Origin of the sequence: Lactonifactor longoviformis, assembly GCF_042848515.1 — a bacterium.
GTDB lineage: Bacteria > Bacillota > Clostridia > Lachnospirales > Lachnospiraceae > Lactonifactor > Lactonifactor longoviformis.
The window spans coordinates 2,806,483-2,831,577 of record NZ_AP031453.1 but is presented as its reverse complement, the minus strand read 5'-3'; the positions used below and the strand labels follow the sequence as shown (position 1 = coordinate 2,831,577).

General features: G+C 45.3%; 23 protein-coding genes. 1 reads left to right on the top strand and 22 read right to left on the bottom strand.

Translation table 11 applies throughout. The features are described 5' to 3' along the window. Positions 1 to 36: 36 nt before the first annotated feature. The 20 genes from ACGHCT_RS13030 to ACGHCT_RS12935 all read right to left on the bottom strand — a co-directional run bounded on the left by ACGHCT_RS13030 (position 37) and on the right by ACGHCT_RS12935 (position 21,071). Positions 37 to 1,032 (bottom strand): DUF4003 family protein, encoded by a 996-nt coding sequence (locus ACGHCT_RS13030; RefSeq protein ID WP_390436211.1) that lies wholly within the window; start codon positions 1,030 to 1,032, stop codon positions 37 to 39. 289 nt (positions 1,033 to 1,321) lie between these two features. Beyond that, complete coding sequence (locus ACGHCT_RS13025; RefSeq protein ID WP_154259733.1) at positions 1,322 to 2,914, bottom strand: L-serine ammonia-lyase, iron-sulfur-dependent, subunit alpha; 1,593 nt, start codon at positions 2,912 to 2,914, stop codon at positions 1,322 to 1,324. Positions 2,915 to 3,124: 210 nt separating this feature from the next. Next, positions 3,125 to 4,078 carry a DUF4097 family beta strand repeat-containing protein gene (locus tag ACGHCT_RS13020; RefSeq protein WP_390436209.1) on the bottom strand — a complete coding sequence of 318 codons (954 nt, stop codon included), beginning with the start codon at positions 4,076 to 4,078 and terminating at the stop codon, positions 3,125 to 3,127. Beyond that, positions 4,062 to 4,658 carry a DUF1700 domain-containing protein gene (locus ACGHCT_RS13015; protein WP_226904434.1) on the bottom strand — a complete coding sequence of 199 codons (597 nt, stop codon included), beginning with the start codon at positions 4,656 to 4,658 and terminating at the stop codon, positions 4,062 to 4,064. Before ACGHCT_RS13015 ends, ACGHCT_RS13020 begins: the two co-directional genes overlap by 17 nt. Beyond that, the gene (locus tag ACGHCT_RS13010; protein WP_154259729.1) at positions 4,651 to 4,971 is read right to left on the bottom strand and encodes a PadR family transcriptional regulator; all 321 of its coding nucleotides are present in this window, start codon (positions 4,969 to 4,971) and stop codon (positions 4,651 to 4,653) included. The genes ACGHCT_RS13015 and ACGHCT_RS13010 overlap by 8 nt, the downstream gene beginning before the upstream one ends. A 219-nt stretch (positions 4,972 to 5,190) precedes the next feature. Beyond that, positions 5,191 to 5,655, bottom strand: coding sequence for a VOC family protein (locus tag ACGHCT_RS13005; protein WP_390436208.1), 465 nt, complete (start codon positions 5,653 to 5,655; stop codon positions 5,191 to 5,193). 83 nt (positions 5,656 to 5,738) lie between these two features. Beyond that, positions 5,739 to 6,575 carry a helix-turn-helix domain-containing protein gene (locus ACGHCT_RS13000; protein WP_390436206.1) on the bottom strand — a complete coding sequence of 279 codons (837 nt, stop codon included), beginning with the start codon at positions 6,573 to 6,575 and terminating at the stop codon, positions 5,739 to 5,741. 28 nt (positions 6,576 to 6,603) lie between these two features. Next, positions 6,604 to 7,083, bottom strand: a complete 480-nt coding sequence (gene rlmH, locus ACGHCT_RS12995; RefSeq protein ID WP_072852741.1) for a 23S rRNA (pseudouridine(1915)-N(3))-methyltransferase RlmH — start codon at positions 7,081 to 7,083, stop codon at positions 6,604 to 6,606. 96 nt (positions 7,084 to 7,179) lie between these two features. Next, the gene (gene gltA, locus ACGHCT_RS12990; RefSeq protein ID WP_072852739.1) at positions 7,180 to 8,568 is read right to left on the bottom strand and encodes an NADPH-dependent glutamate synthase; all 1,389 of its coding nucleotides are present in this window, start codon (positions 8,566 to 8,568) and stop codon (positions 7,180 to 7,182) included. After that, complete coding sequence (locus tag ACGHCT_RS12985; protein ID WP_154259719.1) at positions 8,568 to 9,455, bottom strand: sulfide/dihydroorotate dehydrogenase-like FAD/NAD-binding protein; 888 nt, start codon at positions 9,453 to 9,455, stop codon at positions 8,568 to 8,570. Before ACGHCT_RS12985 ends, gltA begins: the two co-directional genes overlap by 1 nt. Before the next feature lie 104 nt (positions 9,456 to 9,559). Next, entirely contained in the window at positions 9,560 to 10,675 is a 1,116-nt protein-coding gene (locus ACGHCT_RS12980) for a chitobiase/beta-hexosaminidase C-terminal domain-containing protein (RefSeq protein ID WP_154259717.1), read from the bottom strand. A gap of 38 nt (positions 10,676 to 10,713) precedes the next feature. Next, positions 10,714 to 13,170, bottom strand: a complete 2,457-nt coding sequence (locus ACGHCT_RS12975) for a DNA translocase FtsK 4TM domain-containing protein (RefSeq protein WP_390436203.1) — start codon at positions 13,168 to 13,170, stop codon at positions 10,714 to 10,716. A gap of 31 nt (positions 13,171 to 13,201) precedes the next feature. Next, complete coding sequence (locus tag ACGHCT_RS12970) at positions 13,202 to 14,077, bottom strand: undecaprenyl-diphosphate phosphatase (protein WP_154259713.1); 876 nt, start codon at positions 14,075 to 14,077, stop codon at positions 13,202 to 13,204. 153 nt (positions 14,078 to 14,230) lie between these two features. After that, a complete protein-coding gene (locus ACGHCT_RS12965) occupies positions 14,231 to 14,941 on the bottom strand; it encodes a ClpP family protease (RefSeq protein WP_154259711.1) in 711 nt (236 codons plus the stop codon). 121 nt (positions 14,942 to 15,062) lie between these two features. Then, entirely contained in the window at positions 15,063 to 15,791 is a 729-nt protein-coding gene (locus ACGHCT_RS12960) for a YebC/PmpR family DNA-binding transcriptional regulator (RefSeq protein WP_154259709.1), read from the bottom strand. Beyond that, positions 15,761 to 17,146 (bottom strand): hemolysin family protein, encoded by a 1,386-nt coding sequence (locus ACGHCT_RS12955; protein ID WP_390436200.1) that lies wholly within the window; start codon positions 17,144 to 17,146, stop codon positions 15,761 to 15,763. Before ACGHCT_RS12955 ends, ACGHCT_RS12960 begins: the two co-directional genes overlap by 31 nt. 54 nt (positions 17,147 to 17,200) lie before the next feature. Further along, positions 17,201 to 17,575 carry a type II toxin-antitoxin system PemK/MazF family toxin gene (locus ACGHCT_RS12950; RefSeq protein WP_072852726.1) on the bottom strand — a complete coding sequence of 125 codons (375 nt, stop codon included), beginning with the start codon at positions 17,573 to 17,575 and terminating at the stop codon, positions 17,201 to 17,203. Positions 17,576 to 17,694: 119 nt separating this feature from the next. Then, a complete protein-coding gene (gene alr, locus ACGHCT_RS12945; protein WP_226904430.1) occupies positions 17,695 to 18,867 on the bottom strand; it encodes an alanine racemase in 1,173 nt (390 codons plus the stop codon). A 4-nt stretch (positions 18,868 to 18,871) separates the two neighbouring features. Beyond that, a complete protein-coding gene (locus ACGHCT_RS12940; protein WP_390436199.1) occupies positions 18,872 to 20,365 on the bottom strand; it encodes an NAD(P)H-hydrate dehydratase in 1,494 nt (497 codons plus the stop codon). A 61-nt stretch (positions 20,366 to 20,426) separates the two neighbouring features. Continuing rightward, positions 20,427 to 21,071, bottom strand: coding sequence for a redox-sensing transcriptional repressor Rex (locus tag ACGHCT_RS12935; RefSeq protein WP_072852719.1), 645 nt, complete (start codon positions 21,069 to 21,071; stop codon positions 20,427 to 20,429). Positions 21,072 to 21,205: 134 nt separating this feature from the next. Here ACGHCT_RS12935 and ACGHCT_RS12930 point away from each other — a divergent pair, with 134 nt between their 5' ends. Further along, on the top strand, positions 21,206 to 23,116 hold the full coding sequence (locus ACGHCT_RS12930; protein ID WP_390436197.1) for an ABC-F family ATP-binding cassette domain-containing protein: 1,911 nt from the start codon (positions 21,206 to 21,208) through the stop codon (positions 23,114 to 23,116). A 68-nt stretch (positions 23,117 to 23,184) separates the two neighbouring features. Here the strand turns inward: ACGHCT_RS12930 and ACGHCT_RS12925 are convergent, their stop codons facing one another. Together ACGHCT_RS12925 and ACGHCT_RS12920 are read right to left on the bottom strand one after the other, a co-directional pair. Then, entirely contained in the window at positions 23,185 to 24,381 is a 1,197-nt protein-coding gene (locus ACGHCT_RS12925) for an NADP-dependent isocitrate dehydrogenase (RefSeq protein ID WP_390436196.1), read from the bottom strand. Further along, positions 24,378 to 25,094, bottom strand: coding sequence for a GntR family transcriptional regulator (locus ACGHCT_RS12920; protein WP_226904428.1), 717 nt, complete (start codon positions 25,092 to 25,094; stop codon positions 24,378 to 24,380). The genes ACGHCT_RS12925 and ACGHCT_RS12920 overlap by 4 nt, the downstream gene beginning before the upstream one ends. Position 25,095: the final 1 nt, after the last annotated feature.

Genomic DNA, 25,095 nt, shown 5'->3' with positions numbered 1-25,095 from the left:
TTTATAATTTATTCTGTCAGGCATCGTCCTCATGACCTAATCACTTGCGCCGGATGAAGCGGATGCCGCCGCAGTGCTCGCCGCAATAGCAGCTAACAGCGCCGCTTCCTGAGCAGCAACCATGGAAATGGTTCCGCTTATTGCTGCTGTATTCAAAGCTTTAGGTTCCTCTGTGGTATATTCATCTGCAACCAGCATTCCGGCATACATCACACGCTGCTTCGCTCCAATGCCAAAAGCCCCAAATCCTTTCTGGGTCTTCAGATAATCGTTCACTTCCGCAACCTCTGAAGCTACCAGCTCTGTTCCGGCATCCAAAAGCGCCAGTACTCCCAGAGTAGGCAGCTCATACCCTGTTCCGTATTTGCAGCCAGCTGATTTGAGTTTTTCAAAAAGCTCTATAGATTTGCGGCATTTTCCCCCGGGACTCCCCTCTCCAAGAGTCAGTACATGACTGAGGGACTGAACGGCATTTCCGGAGAAGAAATGTTCCTTAAGTACTTTGTAACATTCTTCCATTTCCTCTACAGCCAGTCTTTCATCCTTATTTGACAGGGCAAGCAGTACCGCCATACTGCTGTCCTCCCCGGAAGTCAATAGAGGATGTTCTTTTTTCATAAGGTCATAGATGCGCCGGGTACGCCGGGCCACCTCACTATATTCCTCCGGCTGGACCATATCAGCCGTAATAATCGCTGTGACAGGCAGATATGCGGAGGAATAAAACTCATTTTTTAACTCCCCGTAAGCACTCAAGGAGTTTTTAAGCCTCCTCTCAGGGCTCGCATCTGCCGCCAGCAGAGATATAATCGCTAACCTGGACATACCCCGAAAATTTGAGAAGGGTCCTGTCTCCTGTTTTAACAGCTTTTTGCATTCCTCCATCCGCTCAATATTGACGGACATGTTTCTGCCGGTAAAAATACTTGCGGACAGGGGGTACATGTAGCTGTTCTCCCAGCTGAAACGGCTCCTGATTTCATTTCTGTTCTGTACAAATAATTCGCATCTGCTCTTCATTGCCTGATTCATATGAGTTCTCCTATTCCCGTTCTCTGAAATCACTTCCCGGCATTACCGCCCAATACTCAATAGCATAGATTCCAAAAAAGTGGGGATCATTTTATTTACATGGATTTAACATTGTTTTTACAATTCATTATACAAGATAACGGCATCAATTTCACTAGTTTTGACACAGTAAACTATAAATATTTTATTTTCTCTCTTCCCAAACAGGGGCTGCCGCACTAATTTAGTGCCGCAGCCCCTGTACATTACTTCCCTTGGCCGGGTATAAAAGCCAGCATTTTGACTACATTTACCGATTCTCACAAAAATCCGCAATTTTTTGTCCTGTGGGAGTACAGCAGAGTCCTCCGTACGTTCCTTTCAGACACACAGGGAGTTGTCCACCCACGCGGTTCATTGTTTCTATGGTCTCATCCAGCGGAATCTGTACAGAAAAACCACATAAAACCAGATTGGCTGTAGAAACCGCATTGGATACGGCCATAGCATTCCGGGCATTGCAGGGCTCATATCCAACTGATACGGCGTCACAGATTAGACCTAATATGTTCTGCAGCGTTACAGTCGCCGCCATGTATGCCTGGCTGGCGCTTCCTCCCATCAATTCTACCACACCCGCGGAAGCCATAGCACTTGCTGAACCGCACTCCGCCTGACATCCTGCTACCTCCCCTCCGAAAGTAGCCTGATGGGCAACAAAGATACCAACGCTTCCGGCAGCAAACATTGCTTTCGCTATTTCCTCTTCACTCAGTTTCATATGGTCTCCCAGATAGACAACTGCCGCCGGAAGAATTCCCACCGAGCCAACCGTGGGGGATGCCACAACCGCACCGGGGCGCTCTACTTCCACCGATTCCAGAACTCCGACTGCCACGCATACAATGTCATTTAACACCCCAATGTCTGCCATCTTAATCTTCTTCTCTTGGATCTTCCGATACATATGTGCAGCTTGTATGGGATAAAGTCCGCCCACCTTTTCATCCGTAATGGTTTCTATTCCTCTCTTTACAGATTCCCTCATGACTCTGACAATATTTTTCATAATATCCATAACCTTTTCACGGGTATAACCGCTGCGGGCCATCTCATAAGCGATTCCCAGCTCGCCGGCACTGTCAATGTTATGTGCCTTCCCATATTCCAGCGCTTCCGCCGCTGTTTTAAAGGGTATATTGTCATACTGGAAACGGGACAAAACGGGAAGTACATGTTCGGCATACCGTACACAGGCAACACCTTCCAGCCTGGAAAATGCATGCAGCTTCTCCTCACCCAGCTCTGCTCTGGTCTCCAGATAAAGAATTCTTCTGTCCTCTCCCGTGCTCTCTTTTATTCTGCATTCATCCTCAATAATTTCCGCCGCCTGTTTCTCAATCTCATTATTCTGCGCATCTTTTTCCAGATAGAGAAAAAGTGTGTTAAAGTCACCTTTTATACAGATGGGACATTGGTCAATCTCTACAATCTCAATGGCTCCCCCGCCAATGGATGTGGTGCCCAGAGTCATCTTGTCTCCATTTTCTCCTGTCAATTCCAAATAGGCATAATTCGGCTGTTTATTCTCTTTCGGCTCTTTCACAAACTGAATCTCTACCCCTCTCTCACGGGCAATCTCCAGTGCATCTGTCATGTCCTCGCTGTCTATTTCAATTCCCAGCAGTCCGGCTGTAAATCCTCTGTCTGACCACTGTAATTTATAATAGGCGGCATACGAACTGTTGGGGTCAAATGAAATTCTCGCCTGCCGTATATTCCCTCTCAGCAGCATGCGGGCAGTAGCCCCAATTCGGTACGGACCTGCAGTATGCGAACTTGACGTACCTACCATAATGGGCCCAAACACCTCATTAAAAATACTTCCATAATATGTATCCATGTTATCCTCCTTTTAAGATCTTACGTATATTTACAACTTTATAAATCCACTATAGAGTCAGTACCGCCACATGTCAATAATTATCCCCCAAACCCTTCTGCTTTTGTCAAATCAACCAGAAAACAGCAAAAGGGATAACAGGCTCTTTGACCTGTTATCCCTTTTGCTCATACAAAACCTCTATGCACTACCGAACAGTATTGTTTCGCGCTACTCAGCCTGGGTAATCATAATATCACCGTCATCGCAATTAACCACAATTTTATTCTTTGCGCTGTTGTTTGTTCTGATACGTTTTTCATCGTTACCACCAACAGACATTTCAGGGTATCCCGGGAGTTCTATGTTTCCATACTCTGTTTCCAGTTCGAATTCATAAGTCTCTGTTTTTCCCAGAAGGCCCAGTCTTACGTTGCCGTACTCGTTGTCAATCCGTATAGCCTTTGCACTGCATCTGTCTGCGGAGAAGTCTCCGTCGTCCAGTTCTGCTTCCAGCCTCTGACTTTTCACTTTACCCAGTTCGCACTTTCCATATTCATTATAAAGTATTGCAGCAGCGGCGTCCAGAGATTTTATTTTCAAAGTTCCGTCATCCATATTGATTTTAAGCTTCTCCCCCTGAACATTTCCCAGATCCACCTGCCCGTAATCATTTGTAATCTCCATGGTTTCTGCTTTCAATTGTTCTGCCCGGATGTCCCCGTCATTATTTTCTAATCTAATCTTCGTAAAATATTTTTCTGCGGGTACATATAATGTCACATAATAATGCGAAAGAGCGGCATCGATATCTCCTATGGAGAAAAAGTTAAAACCAATGAATCCACCGGCTGTTCTTTCTTTAAAACTTAGCTTCTGGTTCTTCACCTCCAGCGCAGGCTTTGGTTCACTGCCGTCAAGGCGGTACTCGATATAATAACCGTCAGAGGGAATAATCTCCAGATCTGCATATTGTATGGTGATGTCTATGGTTGAGAATTCATCTAATTTCATTTTTTCCTGAATATAAGGTGAGTCGGCTCCACTTTCATTTGCTGTGTGGATTCCGGATTTGTCAATATAGAATCCCGGGCGCCCTCCCAGCAGTAATCCAAGTATAAGTAAGACTGCACCGGCGCCAATACAGATAAACGAAGCCAGATATACTTTATTTTTCACTTTCATGTTTTTTCCCCTTCCTTGCTATCTTTCCAAATAATCCTGTCATTCCATTTAAAAATCGCCTGCTCAGCCATAAGCATCCTTTTACCACCCAGAATCCGATTCCAATGGCAATCAGACTCAAACCGGTGCTTGCCAGTCCGTTAATTGGTGATGTAAAAAGCAGCCACAAACTGCCGCCCAACAGAGGTATCGCAGATAACGCCAAGGCAACCGCTGTGACAATCAGTGCAAACAGGATACAGAAAATTACCAGTACAAAGGATAAGGCAAGAACCCCTGCCGCAAAAGCCAGTGGAAGGCCGATTGGTGCGGCGAAAACAGCTAAGATGCCCACCCAAACTGCAGAAACCCCCCGTTTCACACTTTTCTGTGATTCCATGGCATTTTGGACTGCCAGCGAACGGATAATTTCATCGGCAGCAGTATCAGGGCTTCCCAGATCTTCAATGGCCTGACCCTCCTGTTCAGGTCCGGCTTCTGCAAAATATTCCTCAAAATATTCTATAGCTTTGTCGAAGTCTTCTTTTGGAAGTCTGCGCAGATTATGCCGCATCTGCCTCATATATTCTTCTTTATTCACACTCTTCTCCTCCTTCAACAATTTTATCAATCTCACTTTTATACAGTTCCCACTCTCTCAAAAGGACTTGATACTGAGACTTGCCTTCTTCCGTGATTTGGTAGTATTTGCGGTTGCGTCCCTGATGCTGCTCATCATAGACAGTCAGACAGCGGTTTTCCTGCAGTCTGCGCAGAACAGGGTACAATGTGGAGTCCTTAGTATTCGAGACAGTTTTTATAATCTGACTGATTTGGTAACCATAAGCATCTTCTTTTGCCACAACAGCCAGCACAAGCAGATCGAACATTGGTGCATTTAATGGAAAAATCATAATACTCTCCTTTCCTATATGCTTTTTATATGTATATTATATTCCGTATAATATGTATTGTCAACATATATATTTTGATTTACTATATCTTTGTGCTTTTTAACCGCAGCCTCCGTATTCCACTTTCTAGTCCATTAACACTACTATAATTTGGTTCCCGGAACATTAAAAAAGGAATAACAAGTATCAAATCCTTGTTATTCCTCTCGCACACTCTGCCTATTCATTCAAAAGCTTACACAAATCTTCTATTGAGACATCCATTCGAACAGAAGTTTCTTCCATGGTCAAGCCTGAATCAAGAAAACGGGTTACTACCATTTTCATACATTCCCCAACTTCAATCATATGTCCGTCTAAATCATAGAATCTCACGACACGCTGTCCCCAGCCGCACTCTATCACATCACTCACATACTCCAGATTAGAATATTGCTCTAACCGTTTCAGAAAACAATCGAATTGTTCCTCTTCAAAACAAAGTTCTATGTTATTGGGTCTTTGTATTATTCTGTCTTTTGGCAGCTGTACCAGCCAGTCAAATTCCTCCTGCAAAGATAATCCGCAGGTAAATGAAATATTCTTGCCGTAATCCTGATCTACCTGCAGTCCAAATAAATCCTCATAAAATTTTCTGGACGCATTTATATCATGCACGGCAATCACAGTGCTCATATACTTCATGCTGTTGTCCTCCTTGATTTTTTTCCAGTTTACCATAAATTTAGGCTTGATTTATAGGAAATAAACGACATAAATCTTCCAGATTACTCCAGCATTATCTGCACAGCTTCCCTGGGAGTTACAGAATGGAATTTTTTAAAGTCTGCGATAAAGTGGGATTGATCCGTATATCCGTATCGGCAGACAATATTCATATAGTCAATATTTCGGGAGGAAACCATCTCCTGCCAGACTGACTGATAACGGACCAGATTCATTAACTGCTTGGGAGTTGTACCCACTGTGTCCAGAAAAATCCTCTGTACCTGGCGTTCGCTGTAGCAGAGGTGCCGAGACAGCTGTTTTAAGGTACCAGTTCCTCTCTGCCTCAAAATATAATCCACACCATTAAAAAAAGGAGGCGAAATGTCGGCCAGCCGCATCAGGTTTTTGATGTATGCTTCGGCAATCAGCATTCGCCCGCAAAACGAAGGCTCCTCAAATATTTTTTCACACAGCTCCTCTATAGACGGGAACATATCCCCTGGGGGCAGCGCTTGATTTAAAGTTCCTGCCATGGGAAACCTGCTAATGCAATTCATAGCCCACATCGGAAACCGTACCGCGAAAATAGAAATCTCTTTCTCCTGCTCATCCCAGCTGTCAAGGCCGGGGCGATTGTTTAAGCCTAAAAAAATATGCCTTATCCGTCCTGTTGAATGATTTTTAATAAGCATCAAGTCAAAACATGTATCAGGAATAATCAGAATATGGCCATAGATGGAGGACTCGTTAGGGTTGAAGCTGCATGCGGAGCCCCAAAAGCAGCGGATATATGGCTGTAATAAAGGAGAAGGCGCAATGTTGACATATGTTTTATCCTCAGTAAAAGGGACGGCGGTTGCAGATCTATATCTGGTGTGAAAGTCAATCTTGCTCATCCTATTCCTCCGTTCGCACTTAGGCACGCTATTTATGATATGGTTCGTGATTCATGATCCGAAAACTCCGGTAAATCTGTTCCAGCAAAATCATACGCATAAGCTGGTGTGGAAAGGTCAGACTGGAGAAACTAAGTTTTTCATCTGCTCGTTTTAACACAGCATCACTCAGTCCAAGAGAACCGCCGATAATAAAAGTAATGTGGCTGCATCCCTGCACCCCAAGTTTTTCCAGCTTTTGAGACAAAGCCACCGAATCAGGCATATCTCCGTCGATGGCCAGAGCGATGACATAGGAGTCATCCCTGAGACACTTTAGTATTCTCTCCCCCTCTACTGTTCTAATTTGAGCCTCCAGAGCCTCACTCGCTCTGTCCGGGGTTTTTTCATCCGCCACCTGAAGGATCTCCAGACGGCAGTAGCGGCTTAGTCGTTTCGAATATTCATCAATACCCGCCGTCAGATACTTTTCCTTTATTTTACCAACACATACGACAGTAATTTTCATAATAACTCCTTTGGGGACAGGCCAGTTTGAATTTGGGACAGGCCATAACGAATTTGGGACATGTTCTTTTTAGAAAGAACACGTCCCCTTTTTTATTTATTTTTTTGAAAGGAACTCGTGGATTCCTTTGGCGCCTGCTTTTCCGGCTCCCATTGCCAGGATTACGGTTGCAGCTCCGGTTACAGCATCTCCGCCGGCAAATACGCCTTCTTTGGAGGTCTGGCCATACTCCTCGTCTGCTATGATACATTTCCTTTTGTTTACATCCAGACCGATGGTGGTGGATGAGATCAACGGGTTAGGTGAGGTACCTAAGGACATGATTACAGTGTCTACTTCCATTTCGAATTCAGATCCAGGGATTTCTACGGGACGTCTTCTGCCGGAAGCATCCGGTTCTCCCAGCTCCATGCGGATACATTTCATTCCTTTTACCCAGCCGTCTTCATCTGCAAAGATTTCTAAAGGATTGGTGAGGAGATCCATGATAATGCCCTCCTCTTTTGCATGGTGCACTTCTTCTACTCTGGCAGGAAGCTCTGCTTCACTTCTGCGGTATACAATATGTACTTCTGCTCCCAGTCTTTTCGCTGTTCTGGCAGCATCCATGGCTACGTTGCCGCCGCCGATCACTGCTACTTTTTTGCCTGTTTTGATGGGGGTGTCATAGTCATCCCTAAACGCTTTCATCAGATTGCTTCTTGTCAGATATTCGTTGGCGGAAAATACTCCGCTGGAGATTTCTCCTGGGATGCCCATGAACATGGGAAGTCCGGCACCGGAACCGATAAATACAGCTTCAAAGCCTTCGTTCTGCAGCAATTCATCTATGGTCGTTGATTTTCCGATTACTACATCGGTTTCAATCTTTACTCCTAAAGATTTTACATTTTCCACTTCTACTGCCACTACCTTGTCTTTTGGAAGACGGAATTCAGGAATTCCGTATACCAAAACACCGCCCGGCTGGTGAAGGGCCTCGAAAATGGTTACATCGTAGCCTAATTTAGCCAGGTCTCCTGCACAGGTAAGACCTGCAGGACCGGAACCGATGACAGCAACTTTATGTCCGTTGGAAGGCATGGGCGGCTCTGGCTTTACGCCATTCTCTTTGGCCCAGTCAGCCACAAAACGCTCCAATTTTCCGATGGAAACCGGTTCGCCCTTTACTCCGCGGATACAGACACCTTCACACTGGCTTTCCTGAGGACATACACGTCCGCAGACTGCCGGAAGAGAACTGGATTTGCCGATTACCTTATAAGCCTCAGCAAAATTGCCCTCTTTTACTTCTTTGATGAATCCGGGAATGTCAATGGAAACCGGACATCCGGATATACATTTAGCATTTTTACAGTTAATGCAGCGGGAAGCTTCTTCCATGGCTTCCTCTTTATTATAACCCAGGCATACTTCTTCAAAATTCGTTGCCCTGACCTGGGGATCTTGTTCTCTTACGGGTACTTTTGTTAATTTGTCAGCCATTATTTATCACCTCCACAATGTCCGCATCCGCCGTGATGGGTATCCCCCTCGCGAAGCTTTAATAAAGCACGGCCCTCTTCTGTTTTGTACATCGCCTGTCTCTTCATTGCCTGTGCCCAGTCAATGAGATGGCCGTCGAATTCAGGTCCGTCTACACATGCAAACTTAATCTCATCTCCAACAACAACACGACAGGCGCCGCACATACCGGTACCATCTACCATAATAGGGTTCATGCTGACAATTGTAGGGATATTTAATTTTTTAGTGGTTAAACAGCAGAATTTCATCATAATCATAGGACCGATAGCTACACAGACATCATACTGTTTTCCTTCTGCGGTGAGATCCTCAATCACCTTTGTAACCATACCGTGACGTCCGTAGGAACCGTCATCTGTCGTCACGTATAAGTTTCCTGCCACTGCTTCCATTTCTTTTTCAAGGATTACCAAATCTTTTGTCTTGGCGCCCACAATGACATCTACGTCTACGCCATGTTCATGAAGCCATTTGACCTGGGGATACACCGGTGCGGTGCCAACGCCTCCTGCAACAAACAGCATTTTTTTCTTCTTCAGTTCTTCAATATCTTCATGGATAAATTCTGAAGGCTGTCCCAGCGGACCAACTACATCGATAAAAGAGTCGCCTGTTTTCAAATGAGACATTCTTTCAGTTGATGCGCCCACCGGCTGAAATACGATTGTAATAGTGCCAGCTTCTTTGTCGTAGTCGCAGATAGTCAGAGGAATTCTCTCTCCCACTTCATCAATTCTAACAATCAGAAACTGTCCGGGCTCACAGTGCTTAGCAATTCTCGGAGCCTCAACCTGCATGAGAAAAATATTCCCTGCAAGGTTTTCTGCGTGTAGTATCTTGTACATAGTTCCCTCCTAAAAAATATGTATTCATTATTACATAAATAACGTGTATCACTGTCTAGTATAAGGCAAAATGCCCAAAATATCAACGTTATTTTTTTACCAATCTAGTAAACTACGTAGGTTTCGCTGGCTACATTGCTCACTTTACCATCCTCATCCACTAAAATTACCGAAAAAATATTTTCCCCCTCCTGCATAGATACAGGTCCCCGGTATCTTTTGCTGGAGGTTGTAGGAGTTTCATTAAAAGCATAGTAGGCAGTACAGCCTTCTGGTACTGTCACTTTAATAGTATCTGTGATCTCAAATTCCCCTGAAGTAGGTGTAATCTCAGGTGTCCCAGGTCCCACCAGCGTAATGGTATAATTCTGTGTGACGATTTCGCTGGGAATCCCTTTCTCATTGTAGGCAATTACATTTAATACCGTACTGCCCTCAGGGAGTTCAATACTGCCGCTGTACGGTCTGCTGGTCTTATCCGGGATACTTCCGTCTGTTGTGTAATAGATGGTATCTGAATCCTCCGAGGGATAGAGATTCAGCTTTAATTTCTTTTTGTAGGTACCGGATTCATCGCTGAATTTTGGTACCTCACAGACATAAGACGCGTATTTCTCCAGAATCTTTTCCTCCGTGCAGTTATCCATGAGTGCCTTGATTTCTTCCGTTTTATCCAATGCCTCATAGAGCCGCAGAAGCTGTCCGTAGGCGTTGACACTGGTGGGATGATTTTTCACAGCTGATTCCAGGATGGGAAGCGCTGTGCCGGTATCACCCTGAGCAGTAAAGATTTCCGCCAGCAGAAGATTTGCCTCCACACTGTCAGGATTCAGAGAAAGAGCCCTGTCTGCATATGTTAAAGCTTTATCAAAGTTCTTGTTAGAAAGCTCGGATTCTGCCTGGGCCAGCTGATAATCAAAGGAATTATAGTTCTTTCTGTTAATGATAAAAGCAATCAATGCCAGGAGCAGTACACAGATAACAAATCCCAGAACAGTAGTATGTACTTTCTTCTTTTTTTCCTCTGCTTTTCTTCGGGCCTCTTCCTGTTCCTGTTTTCTTCTTATCTCTTCGGGGTCTGGAATGCTTTTTTTAATCTGATGCTGCTGCATCAGAGTTTCAAGTGTTGAATAATCGGGAACCCATTGTACTTCCTGTCCGCAGACAGGACAATACAGGGTGCCATCCTGCATATTCGCTCCGCACTTTGAGCATTTCATAGTTTAATACCTCATTTCTTTTATTTGCAATGATCCTTTTACAAGCACTCTTCAATGTATCGTTCAAATTCTTCCATGCTCATCAGCACTTTTCTGGGTTTGGTGCCTTCCTCTTCGCCAACTACTCCGGCGTCGCACAGCTGTCCCATAATTCTTGCAGCGCGGTTGAAACCGATTTTAAACATGCGCTGGAGCATACCGATAGAAGCCTTATCTTTTTCTATAATAAATTTGCCTGCGTCTATAAAATAATCGTCCAGATCCCTGCCCCCCTCAGAGGCCCCTGCAGAAGAGGCGGTCTGTGCCTGGTTGATTTTTTCTTCGATTTCCGCATTATATTGAATTCCATGGTTCTGCTCCGATAAAAAGCGGACAACCTCTCCCACTTCCGGGTCTGAGACAAAAGCCCCCTGTACTCTGGCCGGCTTTTGATATCCCTGGGGATAAAAAAGCATATCTCCTTTTCCCAGCAGCTTTTCCGCTCCATTCATATCCAATATCGTCCTGGAATCCACGCCGGAGGAGACTGAAAAGGCAATCCGGGAAGGCATATTTGCCTTAATAAGACCGGTTATTACATTCACAGAAGGGCGCTGAGTCGCTATAATCAGATGGATACCGGCCGCCCTGGCAAGCTGAGCCAGACGGCAGATAGCATCCTCCACCTCGCCCGGAGCAACCATCATCAGATCCGCAAGCTCGTCCACAATAATAATAATCTGAGGGAGAGGCTTCGGCTTAGTTTCATCCTCAATGTCCTTGATAGCAGCCACTTTTTTATTGTAGCCCTTTAAGTCCCTGACATTATATTCCGCAAATTTGTTGTAGCGTTCCGTCATCTCGGCAACCGCCCAGTTCAGAGCACCCGCTGCCTTCTTCGGATCCGTAACAACAGGGATAAACAGATGGGGAATTCCATTGTATACACTCAATTCCACCACTTTGGGGTCTATCATAATCAGCTTCACCTCTTCCGGATCTGCTTTATAGAGAATACTCATAATCAGTGTATTAATGCAGACCGATTTGCCGGATCCTGTGGCTCCCGCAATGAGGAGGTGCGGCATCTTGGCAATATCTGTAATTACAGGCTGGCCCGCGATATCCTTGCCTGCGGCAAAGGTTAGTTTTGATTCCGCCTTTCTGAAGGCGTCTGTGTCTATCAGATCCCTGAGCATAACTACACTGTTCTTTTCATTGGGTATTTCAATTCCCACGGCAGCTTTTCCGGGAATAGGTGCCTCTATTCGAATATCTGTGGCTGCGAGGTTCAGCTTAATGTCGTCTGTCAGTCCCACAATCTTGCTGACCTTTACCCCCTGTTCCGGCTGAAGTTCATATCTGGTAACGGTTGGCCCGCAGCTGACATTGGTAACCGTAACTTCAACCCCAAAACTTTTTAAAGTATCCTCAAGCTTTCTGGCCGTTTCTCTCAGATGTAAATCCGAGTCGCCTCCCGCTCCCCGGCTGCCTTTTTTCAGAAGAGTAACCGGGGGAAACTCATAGGCGTGGGTCTCAGCTGCAGTATGCGTTGCAATCTCGTCCTTAATATTGCTGATGCCGCTCTCGATTTCTTCCTTGGTAGAACGCGGATTCCTGGAGACTGTATTTTCTTTGGACGGCTCCTCCGAAGCTGCTTCTACCGGGGGATCGGAGCGGTGGATCTCAAAGGTTTCCTCACGGGACTCTTCCCCGGAGGGTTCCGGAACATGGACTGACTCCGCCATATCAACTGAGGTTCCGGCTGATTTTCTTTTCCGTCTGGCCGGCTTTTCTTTAACCGGCTGTTCTTCTGGAGCCCCAGCAGGTGCCAGATTAGCATCCACCAAAGTATCTTTCGCCCTGCGGGAACGCCTGCCATCCCCCTGTTCCTCTCTGGATGCCGCAGCCGTTCTCTGGGCTTTTCTGGTCTTCCGCTCGCTTTGGGCTGTCTGGTATACCCGGCTTCCCCCTTTTTTCAAAAAGGAAAAAAAGGAACGCTGTGTGATTAGAATCAATGAGATGATGAGGGCTATGATAAGGATTACATAAGCGCCTGCAATCCCGAACGCCATACTGCTTATATTGCAAAGCAGTCCCCCTAACACTCCTCCCCCGGTTTTATATTTTGACGAGGTTTCATAATATTCTAAAATTGTTGTACCTTTTAGATACCCCTCTGTGAACAACTGCATTAAACCGCAGGCTGCCAGGAAAAACAGGATGCTGCCTATCAGCTTCCTGCGCGCCAGCTTGTTCTGTCTGTTGGATATGAAAAAAGCAATTGCCAGAAACAAATAAATTGGAAATATATAAGACATGAGACCAAAGATCCCAAAGAAAAAGGCACTGATCCCATTGCCAACCACGCCTCCAATTCCAAAATTACTGATGAGCAGGATGATTGACAGAGCAAGGATTACCAGCAGGAATATTTCTCCATAAAGCAAGTTCTCAGAAGCAGTTTTCCTGCCGGCAGTCTTCTTTTTTGTTGTTCTCTTTTTCGCTGTGGCCATTCGGGCTCCCCTCCCTTATTGTTTTACGCAATTACAAAGCAAAATGACATACGATCGCCACAATACCCATGAAAAAGCAATAGATAGAAAAATACCGGAACTTTTTCTTCTGCACCATAACAAGCATGGTTTTGATACAGATATACCCTACGATACCCGCAATTACTGTACCTCCGATATAAGTCAGCATCATCTCCCAGCCAATATCCAGGCCCGGGATATCTTTAAATTCCAGAATTGCCGCTCCGAGAACAGCCGGAATAGACATCAAAAAAGAATATTTTACGGCAAACTTGCGGTTAAACCCACAGAGAAGGCAGGCTACAATCGTGGTACCTGAACGGGATACCCCGGGGAATGTTGCCAGACCCTGACAAGCGCCTATCGCCAGTGCGTGCCAGTAGCTCACATCCTTGGGAATTTTCTGTCCGGCTTTAAAATAATCTACTACAAGCAAAAGAACGCCTGTCACCATAAGGCCGATTCCCGGAGCCAGAAGCGTTGCGGCAGCCGCTGTTACAACTTCTTTCATAAGCAGGCCTATGACACCCGTGGGGATAGTGGAAACGAGAATCAAAAGAATCATTTTCCGGTAATTGTTGGAGATGATTTTTTTATACCGTCTGGCGTCTCCTTCTTTTTTGTTATGTACCATTGTCTTGGCATTCTGAATAATGTCATAGACAATTCTGCAGAATTCCAGAATCAGACGGGCAATGTCTTTGCGAAACGCAACCAAGATTGCGATCAGCGTTCCTACATGGAGCATTACGTCATATAAGATTCCAGTTTCGGTATTGATCTTTAATATATTTTCAAATATAGCCAGATGTCCGGAACTGCTGATGGGCAAAAATTCCGCGACACCCTGTATTACTCCCATGAGCAGGGCTTCTAGTATCGTCATTGTACAATTCCTTTTCTTTTGTATTTAAGCAACTGTGCTCAATCCGATATTATAGCATAATTTCCGGTTTTGCACAATTAGTAATTCGTGTAAACAGTCTCAGACCGGGGGAGTTTCCAGATAATTCCACCCCGCTCCCGGCCTGAGGAAAAGTTACTGCTGTTTGGATTCCTCAATCAGCTGATAGAGCTTTTTCAGTGCCTGGCTGATGCCGCCCACTTCATCAATGAGACCTTCCCTGACTGCTTCTGTCCCCTCCAGCATTGTTCCCACATCTTTCACCAACTGGGTAGTGTCCAGCATCAGGGTTTCTATTCTCTCCTGCTTCATGTTTGAGTGGGCAGAGATAAATCCGGTGATTCTGTCCTGTATCTTTTCCATGTTCTTATAAGATTGCATCACGCCGATAAACATACCGTTAGTCCGAACCGGATGTATGACCATAGTAGCACTTGGCACGATAAAGGAATAGTCTGCGGATACGGCCATAGGCACCCCTATAGAATGTCCCCCGCCCAGAACAAGAGATACGGTGGGTTTGCTTAGGGATGCAATCATTTCCGCGATGGCAAGACCTGCCTCCACATCCCCCCCTACTGTATTCAAAAGGATAAGAAGACCGTCAATATCCTGATTGTCCTCGACCATAGCAAGCCTGGGAAGTACATGTTCATACTTCGTGGTTTTGCTGTTATTGGACAGGGATTCATGTCCCTCAATCTCCCCGATAATTGAAAGAAGATGGATTCTGTGATCTTCGTTATTCTCGTTGAGAATTACCTGGCCGAATTCCTGAATCTGCTCATTCTGTGCCGCGGTTTTGTCTAATTCTTTCTGTTTATTTGCATCTGTATTATTATTCATAGCTGCCTCCTTTTTTGCAGATAGTATGTGTGAAAGGAGGACAAAAAATACGGGAAAGCGTTCCGAAAATGTACCGGAAAACTTTCCCCGCTTTTTCTCTTAATTATATTACAGCAGTTCTTTACTCATCCCAATTGTGATATACATACTGTACATCATCATCGTCCTCCAGAAGGTCCAGCGTCTTCTGCAGATTTTTAACAGCTTCCTCATCTGTAAGTTCTACATAGGTCTGTGGAATCATCGTGACCTCTGCTTCAATCATGGGAATGTTCATAGCCTCAAGAGCTTCTCTGACCGCCGTAAATGAATCCGGATCTGTGAGGATCTCATAGCTGTCATCTTCCTCCTGGAAGTCTTCCGCGCCGGCGTCAAGGGCTGCCATCATCAGATCATCCGCGTCCATCTCACATTCCTCTTTGTCGATGATGATCTGTCCCTTTTTATCAAACATAAAAGACACACAGCCGGGAGTGCCGATGCTTCCGTTTCCCTTGGTAAACGCACTCCTCACATTTCCCGCTGTGCGGTTTTTATTGTCTGTCAGAGTATCTACGATAATAGCAATTCCATTCGGACCGTATCCCTCGTATGTAATATACTCGTAATTATCGGCATTGGAATCTCCGGCTGCTTTTTTGATACCCCTGTCAATGGTATCGTTGGGCATGTTATTGGCTTTGGCTTTCGCGATAACATCTCTGAGCTTACTGTTATTGGCCGGATCCGGCCCTCCCTCTTTTACCGCTACCACGATTTCTCTCCCGATAACCGTAAAGATTTTTCCTTTCTTGGCATCGTTCTTTTCTTTCTTATGCTTTATGTTTGCAAATTTTGAATGTCCTGACATGCTTCTTCTCCTTCTTTTTCTTCTTGTAATTTTTTTACACGGACTTTTTGAACCGTATTATTTAATACGGACAGGATTTCGAAGGAATACCCTTTTCCCTGTACCTCTCTGTCCTCTTCTATATTGGGAATATGTCCCAGAATAGAAGTTAAATAGCCATTTAGTGTTTCATACTCTTCTTCCTCAAAATCTATTCCCAGCACTTCCCCGACCTGTTCCAAAGGTGTAAGGCCATCCATGATCAGAGTATTATCATGCTGCGTCTGTATGAAATTATCGTCTTCATCGTATTCATCGAGTATATTTCCCACAATTTCTTCCAGAATATCCTCCATGGCTACCAAGCCGGAGGTTTGTCCATATTCATCCACAACGATTACCATATGCACCTTTTTAGCCTGCATATGCTTAAAGAGCAGATTAATATTTCTTGTTTCGGGAATAAATACAGCGGGACGAATGAGATGGGAAATCTCTTTCAGCTGCTCATTCCCATTATGGTGATAGGTCAGCTGCTTCATGGCATCCTTCAGATGAAGAATCCCCTGAATATTATCAATATCTCCGGAATACACCGGATATCTGGAATTGCTTTTTTCCAGCATAACGCCGATCGCTTCATCCAATGTCAATTCCTCATCCAGGCTGTTAATATTCTTCCGGTGAGTCATAATATCCTTTGCCTCGGTATCGCTGAATTCCATAATATTCTGGATCATCTCTGCTTCGCCTTCTTCTATGACCCCCTGCTCGTGTGCCTCGCCCACAATGGAAATAATCTCTTCTTCCGTAAGGTCGTCAGAGACTTTATTGGGATCAATGCCGAAGATCCGGACCACCAGATTGGATAATTTTGTTATGACAAAGGTAAACGGACGGCAAAGCCTCATGGCCAGCCGTACAAAACCGACATAGCGGTAAGCATACTTCTCAGGATGATAACTGAAGATTTTTTTAAAGGAAAGGATTCCAATACCCAACAATAAAATCAGGATAACCAGAATTACAAGTATAACAGAAATCACTGATAAAACGGAAACTGATATGTATTGGTCCAGTGCATACCCTCTGAAAAGACGGATGAGATATGGGGTAAAGCCGCGCACGCCCAGATATCCTGCCAGAATACTGAAAAGTGTTGCAATTATCTGGAGCGTGTTGACAAATCCCGTGGGATTCTCCAGCATCTTCAGCAGATATCCTGCCTTTGTATCCCCGTCATCCGCCTTTTTCTCCAGTTCGCTTTCACTCACCCTCTGTATGGCGGCTCCAAATCCATATAAAATACCGTTAATAATGATAAATAAAACAAAAATTATGCAGGCCCATAAAGGGCTGCTACTCCCATCGTCCATGAAAAGCTCCTTTATTTTCCAAATTTCTCATTTGTCATTAAAAATATATCATTTTCATTTACGTTCGTCAAGATTACGCCTGTATGTAGGAAGATCCAGACTAATGCAAAGTGCCTGATTCACTTTCATAAGGATATCCTGATCCAGATGGCAGACCTTATCTTTTAATCTCCTTTTATCGATTGTGCGCAGCTGTTCCAGTAAAATAACGGAATCCTTTACAATGGCATAAGATGCTGCATCAATTTCAATATGAGTCGGTAATTTGGCTTTATTCATCTTGGATGTAATGGCGGCGCAGATTACTGTGGGGCTGTGCTTATTGCCCACATCGTTCTGTATGATTAAGACCGGGCGGATTCCTCCTTGTTCGCTGCCCACCACCGGCCTTAAATCAGCGTAAAATATATCACCACGTTTTATAACCACACAATTCACACTCCGATTCTTATTGCCGGGCATCGCATACAGCGGCCCGGCAATTATGTTATAGCCATAGTATTGCCATCTTCCTCATGTGTATTCAAACTGTATGTAATTTTTGCTAATCAATCTTCTTCAAAATAGTCGGTCTGTTCTGCAATCTCTCCATTCTTTATATATACCCGGGGAACCCGTTTGTTAATTTCTGTTACAAATTCATAATTAAACCGCCCGCAGAGATCTCCCAGTTCATCGGCAGTAATCGTCATCTCTTCATCTGTTCCCAGAAGAGTTACCGGATCTAGTTCCTGTACATTGGGGATCCTGGTGACATCCACCATAAACTGATCCATACAGATCCTGCCCAGGATAGGTGCCTTCTGGCCCCGTATTAAGACATGGCCCTTGTTGGAGAGGAAGCGGGCGTAACCGTCTGCATACCCTACCGGAATCGTGGCTATCTTTGTCTCCCAGTCTGTTTTAAAGGTTCCTCCCAGGCTGACCGCCACATCGGCCGGCACAGTCTTAATGAAAGCAATATGACTTTTTAAAGACATTACAGGCTTCAGAGAAACGATATCTCTTTCTACCTTGCTGGAAGGATAGAGGCCGTAAAGGGCAATGCCGGTTCGGGCAAGATCCAGATTAGCCTCCGGTACACGGATCAAAGATGCGCTGTTGGAACAATGCTTAAGCGGAATATGAATGCCCGACTTTTCCGCCAGTTCCAGGAAGTTAAGATAGCGATCCAGCTGTACATAAGCAGGACGCTTGCTTGTTTCGTCTGCTCTGGTAAATTGGGAATACAGGCCTTCCACTTTGATATTGGGCAGAAGCTGAATACTTTGGATTAATTTAATGCTTTCTGCGGTATCTGAAAAACCTGTGTTGGTCATACCTGTGTCAACGGAAAGGTGCACCTTGATTATTTTTCCTGCCTTCTGCCCCGCTTCCGACAGTTCCTGTGCCATATCCAGCTTAAAAACGGTGGGGCGGATATCATAGGCTGCAATTGTATCGTAATGCTCCCGGAAAGAATAGCCCAGAAGCAGTATAGGATTGTCAATGCCGTTTTTCCGGAGACTGACGGCTTCCTCCACTGTGGCCACTCCAAATCCCCATAGGTAGTCCAGATCTTTTATATGACGGGCAATGGGAACCGCTCCGTGCCCGTAGGCGTCAGCCTTCAGGACAGCCATAAGTTTGGTGTCCATATGTATATTGCGTTTCAGATTTTCCATATTGTGAATGATTGCATCAAGATCGACAGAAGCGTAGATACGGCTGTATTTTTTCATATTTTTATCCTCTTTCTCTCAAAATAGGAGCCAGTCCCCGGATAATATCCCGGGCCAGCAGACTATAGGATCCAAGCTTTTCTTTTGCAATATCTCCTGCTCTTCCATGGATATAAACCCCAAGAGGAGCAGCTTTTTCCGCCGGCAGGCCCTGGGCCAGCAGACCGGCAATCACGCCGGTAAGGACATCTCCCGCTCCCGCAGTGGCCATTCCCTCGTTGCCGGTCAGGTTCAGATAGCAGGCACCGTCCGGTAGGCAGGTCACTGTTCTGGCATCCTTACAGACACAGATTAGGTTTTTGGATCGCCCGTAAGCCTGTACATTTTTAGGAAATTCTTTTTTTAGGGCAGATACCGTGGTGTGGAGCAGCCGGGCCATCTCTCCCATATGAGGCGTAATCACACAGGGGCCGCTTCTTTTCGCCAGAAGTTCTTCCTGTGTGCTCAGCAGATTCAGACAGTCTGCGTCCAGTACCATAGGTTTTCTGCAATTTGCCAGAATCCAGGCAATCATATCCAAAAGCATAGGATCTTTGCCTATGCCCGGTCCAATGGCTATTACATCTGCCCACTGAACTGCCTCACTGACAGCCTGGGGATTCCAGTCCGCCTCGCCATATACAGAGAGCATTGCCTCAGGGAGCTGCGTCTGCAGTATAATTCTGTTTTCTTCCCGTGTATGTATTCTGACCATACCTGCCCCTGTTGCCAGACAGGCATTGGAAGCCAGAAAAGCAGCACCGCTCATTCCTTTGGTCCCTGCGATCATCAGCACTTTGCCAAAGTTCCCCTTATTCCCGGAGGGCTGCCGTTTCGGAAGAAGGCCAAGCTCGCTCTCATCCATACAGGAATAATACTTTCTTGTATCCCCAATATCCATCAGCTGTATTCCGATATCGGCGACTGCCAGCTCTCCTGCATACTCAGCTCCGGGGTAGAAATACAGCCCTGCTTTTGGGAAGGCAAAGGTTACTGTTTTATCCGCCCTCACCGCTGTTCCCATAATTTCCCCTGTGTTTCCATGGATTCCTGAGGGTATATCAACGGAAATCACCCTTGCAGATGCAGCGTTTATGGATGTAATAACATCATTATAACTCCCGCTTACCTTTCTGGAAAGACCAACCCCAAAAATTGCATCTACTATAGTAGTATATTCATCCCACGCCGGGTTATTAACAAATGGTACCCTGTAATTTTTTGCTATGTCTATTTGTATGCGCATTTCCTCTGTCCAGCGGTCTTTATTACCCACTAAAAATATTTCAGCTGTAACTCCTCTGTTGTGAAGAATTCTGGCCATTGCCACCCCGTCTGCCCCATTATTGCCGGACCCGCATACAAGCAAAATCCGATCTTTAGAAAAAAGCGGTTCCCTGATTTCTTCCACTGTACACAGGGCCGCCCGCTCCATCAATACAAGGGACGGAATCCCCATATCCTTTATCGTGTGGGCATCCAGGGCTTTCATCTGTTCGCTGGTTACTGCGTAATGCATAGATCCCCCTCCTCCTTGTTCGAAAAATTAGCAGCGGAAGCTCCGCTGCTAATTTCTCAATTTATTGTTGATGTTCATTCACATATCTGTTCAAATTATAGGACAGCCGCATCAGGCTTTCCGACAAGTGCACATTTTCTACAATCACATTTTCCGGTAAAGTGAGATCCAGGTGGGCAAAATTCCATATCGCCTTTATATTATTAGCCACCAATAAGTCAGCCATCTCTGCGGCTTTGTTTTTCGGCAGTGTCAGGGCGGCTATCTGTACACTATTGTTCTTTAAAAACTCCTCCAGATCACTTATCATCTTAATCTCAATTCCACGGACAGATACTCCTGCCAGTACGGGATTGACGTCAAACAGTCCAACTACCTTAAAACCTCTTTTTTCAAACTGAACATAATTAGCCAGCGCCTGTCCCAGATTGCCGGCTCCCAATATAATCATATGATGCACATGGTCTAATCCTAAAATTTTACCGATCTCCGTGTACAGGTACTGTACATTGTATCCATACCCCTGCTGACCGAAACCGCCGAAATTATTAAGATCTTGTCTGATCTGAGATGCTGTCACCCGCATCTTCTCGCTTAGTTCATTGGAAGAGATTCGCTCTACTCCGTCTTCCATTAGTTCACCCAAATATCGGTAATAGCGAGGTAGTCTGCTTATCACTGCCCTAGAAATCCCCTTAGCGTCCAAAAACTTACCCTCCTATTCTATTCTTGGTTTTATTATATATAACCGTTAAAATAATGTCAAATGATTATTGGATTTTTTCGGTTGTCAAATTTTGTTTTTTCGTTATAATAGGTATAGGAAACGGAGGAAGTGTTATGATACTAGCTTGTCAGGAAATAAATAAGACATTTGGAAGTATGCATTTGATAAAAAATGCTTCTTTTCACATAGAGGAAAGAGAAAAGGCTGCTTTGATCGGCATTAACGGCGCCGGAAAAACTACACTGCTGAAAATAATTATGGGGGAGATGCCTTCGGACTCAGGGGAAGTAATCCTGGCGAAAGGCAAATCCATAGGTTATCTTGCCCAGCATCAGGAACTGGACGGGGACTACAGTATCTATAATGTGCTCCTGGAGGTAAAACAGCATATTCTGGACATGGAAAAAAAGCTGCGTTCCATTGAAGCTGAAATGAAGCATACCGCCGGCAGTGAACTGGATCGTCTCATGGAGGCGTACTCCCGTCTCTCCCATGAATTCGAGCTGGTGAACGGATATGCCTATAAAAGCCAGATTACCGGGGTACTGAAAGGACTGGGATTTTCGGAGGAAGACTTTGAAAAACCGGTCTCTACCCTGTCCGGAGGCCAGAAAACCAGGGTTGCTCTGGGAAAGCTGCTGCTGTCCGAGCCTGATATTATTCTTCTGGATGAGCCCACCAACCACCTGGATATGGAGTCTATCACCTGGCTGGAGTCCTATCTGCTGAATTATCCCGGGGCAGTTCTGATTGTCTCCCACGACCGGTACTTCCTGGATCGGGTAGTTACAAAAGTAGTGGAGATTGACTTTGGGAAGGTGACCACCTTCCTGGGAAACTATTCTGCCTACGGAGAAAAGAAAGCCATGATACGCAATGCCGAGTACCAGGCCTATCTCAATCAGCAAAAAGAGATAAAGCACCAGGAAGAAGTCATCACCAAGCTAAAACAGTTTAACCGGGAAAAATCAATCCGGCGTGCGGAGAGCCGTGAAAAGATGCTGGAAAAAATCGAAGTTCTGGAGAAGCCCCAGGAAGCCGCAGACCAGATGCGGATACAGCTGGAACCCCAGATCGTCAGTGGAAATGATGTACTGGAGGTAGAACATCTCGGTAAATCCTTTGACTCTCTGCATCTGTTTGAAGATTTGAATTTTTCAATAAAGCGGGGAGAACGGGTGGCTGTTATAGGAAACAACGGTACCGGCAAAACTACCATTTTAAAAATCTTAAACGGACTGATTCCTCCGGATACCGGAGTCTTCCATCTGGGCAGCAAGGTACACGTGGGGTATTATGATCAGGAACACCACGTACTACACATGGAAAAAACCATTTTTCAGGAAATATCCGATGACTATCCCCGGCTGACTAACACACAGATCCGCAATGTGCTTGCCGCCTTTTTATTTACAGGGGATGATGTATTCAAACAGATCCAGTCCCTAAGCGGCGGGGAGCGGGGAAGGGTCTCCCTGGCTAAGCTTATGCTCTCAGAAGCCAATTTTATTATCCTGGATGAGCCCACCAACCATCTGGATATTATGTCCAAAGAGATCCTGGAGCAGGCATTGTGCGGATATACAGGCACTGTACTCTATGTCTCTCATGACCGTTATTTTATTAACCAAACTGCCACAAGGATCCTGGAGCTGACGAACCACAGTCTGGTGAATTATATTGGAAATTACGATTATTATCTGGAAAAACGGGACGAGCTCACCCAGATCTATGCGCCCGGAGAGGAGCCGAAGACTGCACAACGATCCGCAGCTTCACCTACCAAGACAGATTGGCAGCAGCAGAAAGAGGAGCAGGCCAGGAGAAGAAAACGGGAGAATGATCTAAAAAAGGTGGAAGCGGAAATCGAAAAGCTGGAAGACAGAGAGAAAGAAATTGACTGCGAGATGGAGAAAGAAGAGGTTGCCACGGACGTGGCCCAATGTGTGAAACTCAGCAATGAAAAGGCTGAAATTTCCCTGCAGCTGGAATCTCTCTATGAAAAATGGGAGGAGCTGGCCTAACAGTAAAAGAAAGGCGAGAGGACATTCTGTCATTGATAGACTGCCCTCTCGCCTTTTATATATTTTATTTACAGATTTTCTTTCACTGCCAGGATGAATTCACGGCTGTTTAGTACCGTTGGATTTTCTATGGTAGTAATCAGAGCAAGATCCTTTGTCATCTTTCCGCTCTCGATGGTTGCTATAGTAGCTGTCTCCAGTTTATCGGCGAAAGCCATCAGTTCCTGATTGCCGTCCAGTTCTCCTCTTTTTCTCAGAGCTCCTGTCCAGGCAAAGATTGTTGCCACAGAGTTGGTGGAAGTTTCCTCCCCCTTCAGATGTTTATAATAATGACGCTGTACCGTTCCGTGGGCAGCCTCGTATTCAAAGTATCCGTGAGGAGATACCAGGACTGAAGTCATCATGGCCAGAGAGCCAAAAGCTGAAGAAACCATATCACTCATTACATCACCGTCATAATTCTTGCAGGCCCAGATAAAACCGCCCTCTGCTTTCATAACACGGGCAACCGCATCGTCAATAAGTGTATAGAAGTATGTAATGCCTGCCGCCTCAAATCTTTCTTTGTATTCTTTTTCATATACTTCCTGGAATATATCCTTAAAGGTATGATCGTATTTTTTGGAAATGGTGTCCTTAGTGGCAAACCATAAATCCTGTTTTGTGTCAAGGGCATAGTTAAAACAACTCTTTGCAAAACTGCTGATGGACTCATCCAGATTATGCATACCCTGTGCAATTCCAGGGCCTGCAAAGTTATGCACCAATTCTCTCTTCTCCGTACCGTCCTCAGCTGTGTATACCAGTTCTACCTTACCGGGACCAGGAATCACCATTTCCGTATTTTTATATACATCCCCATATGCGTGTCGGGCCAGGGTAATGGGCTTTTTCCAGTTTCTGACACAGGGTTCAATCCCCTTTACTACAATAGGGGCACGGAATACAGTTCCGTCCAGCATGGCGCGGATCGTGCCGTTAGGACTTTTATACATCTCCTTGAGATGGTATTCATCCATACGTGCAGCATTCGGAGTGATTGTGGCACATTTGACCGCTACTTTATACTTCATGGTTGCTTCTGCGGCATCAATTGTTACCTGATCATTGGTCTCATTTCTGTATTCTAATCCCAGATCATAGTATTCTGTGTTTAAGTCAATAAAGGGGGACAGTAATTCGTCCTTGATCATCTGCCAGAGAATGCGGGTCATCTCGTCTCCGTCCATCTCCACTAAAGGTGTCGTCATCTGAATTTTGCTCATTTTTTACCTCCTGTTATTAAGTCATCATCTGCTTTTAATATGTCTTCCAGGTTATAATGTCCCAGATTCTCTATTGTGTTAATAATGTGCTGGGTAGCTACCTCTTCCGCCTTCCCGGCGTCCCTGGCACGCAGGGCATCCAGGATCTTGTGATGCTCTTCGTTTGTCTTTTTACAGCGGATTCTATTGGATATGGAAGCTTTTCTTACCTTCTGAACGTACTGGTGATAGTCTGAAAGGGTGTGTGCCAGGATCTTGCTGTTGGAAGCCTCATAAAGCAGCTCATGGAATCTTCCGTCAAGTTCAAATACCTGATCATAGTGTTCCTTCTGGGCATGATACTCGGACAGAAAAGCAGTCTCTTCCATAAGATCCAACTGCTCCTTTGTAATGCTTTGGGCCGCCCACCGGGCACAGAGCCCTTCCAGCTTGGCACGGATTCGATAAATATCCTGAATATCTTTCACGGTAATGCCAGTCACAAAAGCCCCTTTGTTGGGAACAATATGCACCAGTCCCTCCAGTTCCAGCTGGCGCAGTGCCTCCCGCACCGGTGTGCGGCTCACACCCAGCTCCCCTCCGATAGCGGCTTCTATCAGTTCATCTCCCTGCTGATATCTGCCGCTTAAAATATCATCTCTGATTTTTTGAAAAACTTTGCCTCGAAGTGACGATTTTTTTAATTCGCCTCCCGGGCCGTCATAGTCTGCCACA

Excerpts from the sequence above, each read along its gene's own strand:
- ACGHCT_RS13030 (WP_390436211.1), bottom strand. The coding sequence starts at position 1,032 with ATGAATCAGGCAATGAAGAGCAGATGCGAATTATTTGTACAGAACAGA.
- ACGHCT_RS13025 (WP_154259733.1), bottom strand. The coding sequence starts at position 2,914 with ATGGATACATATTATGGAAGTATTTTTAATGAGGTGTTTGGGCCCATT.
- ACGHCT_RS13020 (WP_390436209.1), bottom strand. The coding sequence starts at position 4,078 with ATGAAAGTGAAAAATAAAGTATATCTGGCTTCGTTTATCTGTATTGGC.
- ACGHCT_RS13010 (WP_154259729.1), bottom strand. The coding sequence starts at position 4,971 with ATGATTTTTCCATTAAATGCACCAATGTTCGATCTGCTTGTGCTGGCT.
- ACGHCT_RS13005 (WP_390436208.1), bottom strand. The coding sequence starts at position 5,655 with ATGAAGTATATGAGCACTGTGATTGCCGTGCATGATATAAATGCGTCC.
- ACGHCT_RS13000 (WP_390436206.1), bottom strand. The coding sequence starts at position 6,575 with ATGAGCAAGATTGACTTTCACACCAGATATAGATCTGCAACCGCCGTC.
- rlmH (WP_072852741.1), bottom strand. The coding sequence starts at position 7,083 with ATGAAAATTACTGTCGTATGTGTTGGTAAAATAAAGGAAAAGTATCTG.
- gltA (WP_072852739.1), bottom strand. The coding sequence starts at position 8,568 with ATGGCTGACAAATTAACAAAAGTACCCGTAAGAGAACAAGATCCCCAG.
- ACGHCT_RS12985 (WP_154259719.1), bottom strand. The coding sequence starts at position 9,455 with ATGTACAAGATACTACACGCAGAAAACCTTGCAGGGAATATTTTTCTC.
- ACGHCT_RS12980 (WP_154259717.1), bottom strand. The coding sequence starts at position 10,675 with ATGAAATGCTCAAAGTGCGGAGCGAATATGCAGGATGGCACCCTGTAT.
- ACGHCT_RS12975 (WP_390436203.1), bottom strand. The coding sequence starts at position 13,170 with ATGGCCACAGCGAAAAAGAGAACAACAAAAAAGAAGACTGCCGGCAGG.
- ACGHCT_RS12970 (WP_154259713.1), bottom strand. The coding sequence starts at position 14,077 with ATGACGATACTAGAAGCCCTGCTCATGGGAGTAATACAGGGTGTCGCG.
- ACGHCT_RS12965 (WP_154259711.1), bottom strand. The coding sequence starts at position 14,941 with ATGAATAATAATACAGATGCAAATAAACAGAAAGAATTAGACAAAACC.
- ACGHCT_RS12960 (WP_154259709.1), bottom strand. The coding sequence starts at position 15,791 with ATGTCAGGACATTCAAAATTTGCAAACATAAAGCATAAGAAAGAAAAG.
- ACGHCT_RS12955 (WP_390436200.1), bottom strand. The coding sequence starts at position 17,146 with ATGGACGATGGGAGTAGCAGCCCTTTATGGGCCTGCATAATTTTTGTT.
- alr (WP_226904430.1), bottom strand. The coding sequence starts at position 18,867 with ATGAAAAAATACAGCCGTATCTACGCTTCTGTCGATCTTGATGCAATC.
- ACGHCT_RS12940 (WP_390436199.1), bottom strand. The coding sequence starts at position 20,365 with ATGCATTACGCAGTAACCAGCGAACAGATGAAAGCCCTGGATGCCCAC.
- ACGHCT_RS12930 (WP_390436197.1), top strand. The coding sequence starts at position 21,206 with ATGATACTAGCTTGTCAGGAAATAAATAAGACATTTGGAAGTATGCAT.
- ACGHCT_RS12925 (WP_390436196.1), bottom strand. The coding sequence starts at position 24,381 with ATGAGCAAAATTCAGATGACGACACCTTTAGTGGAGATGGACGGAGAC.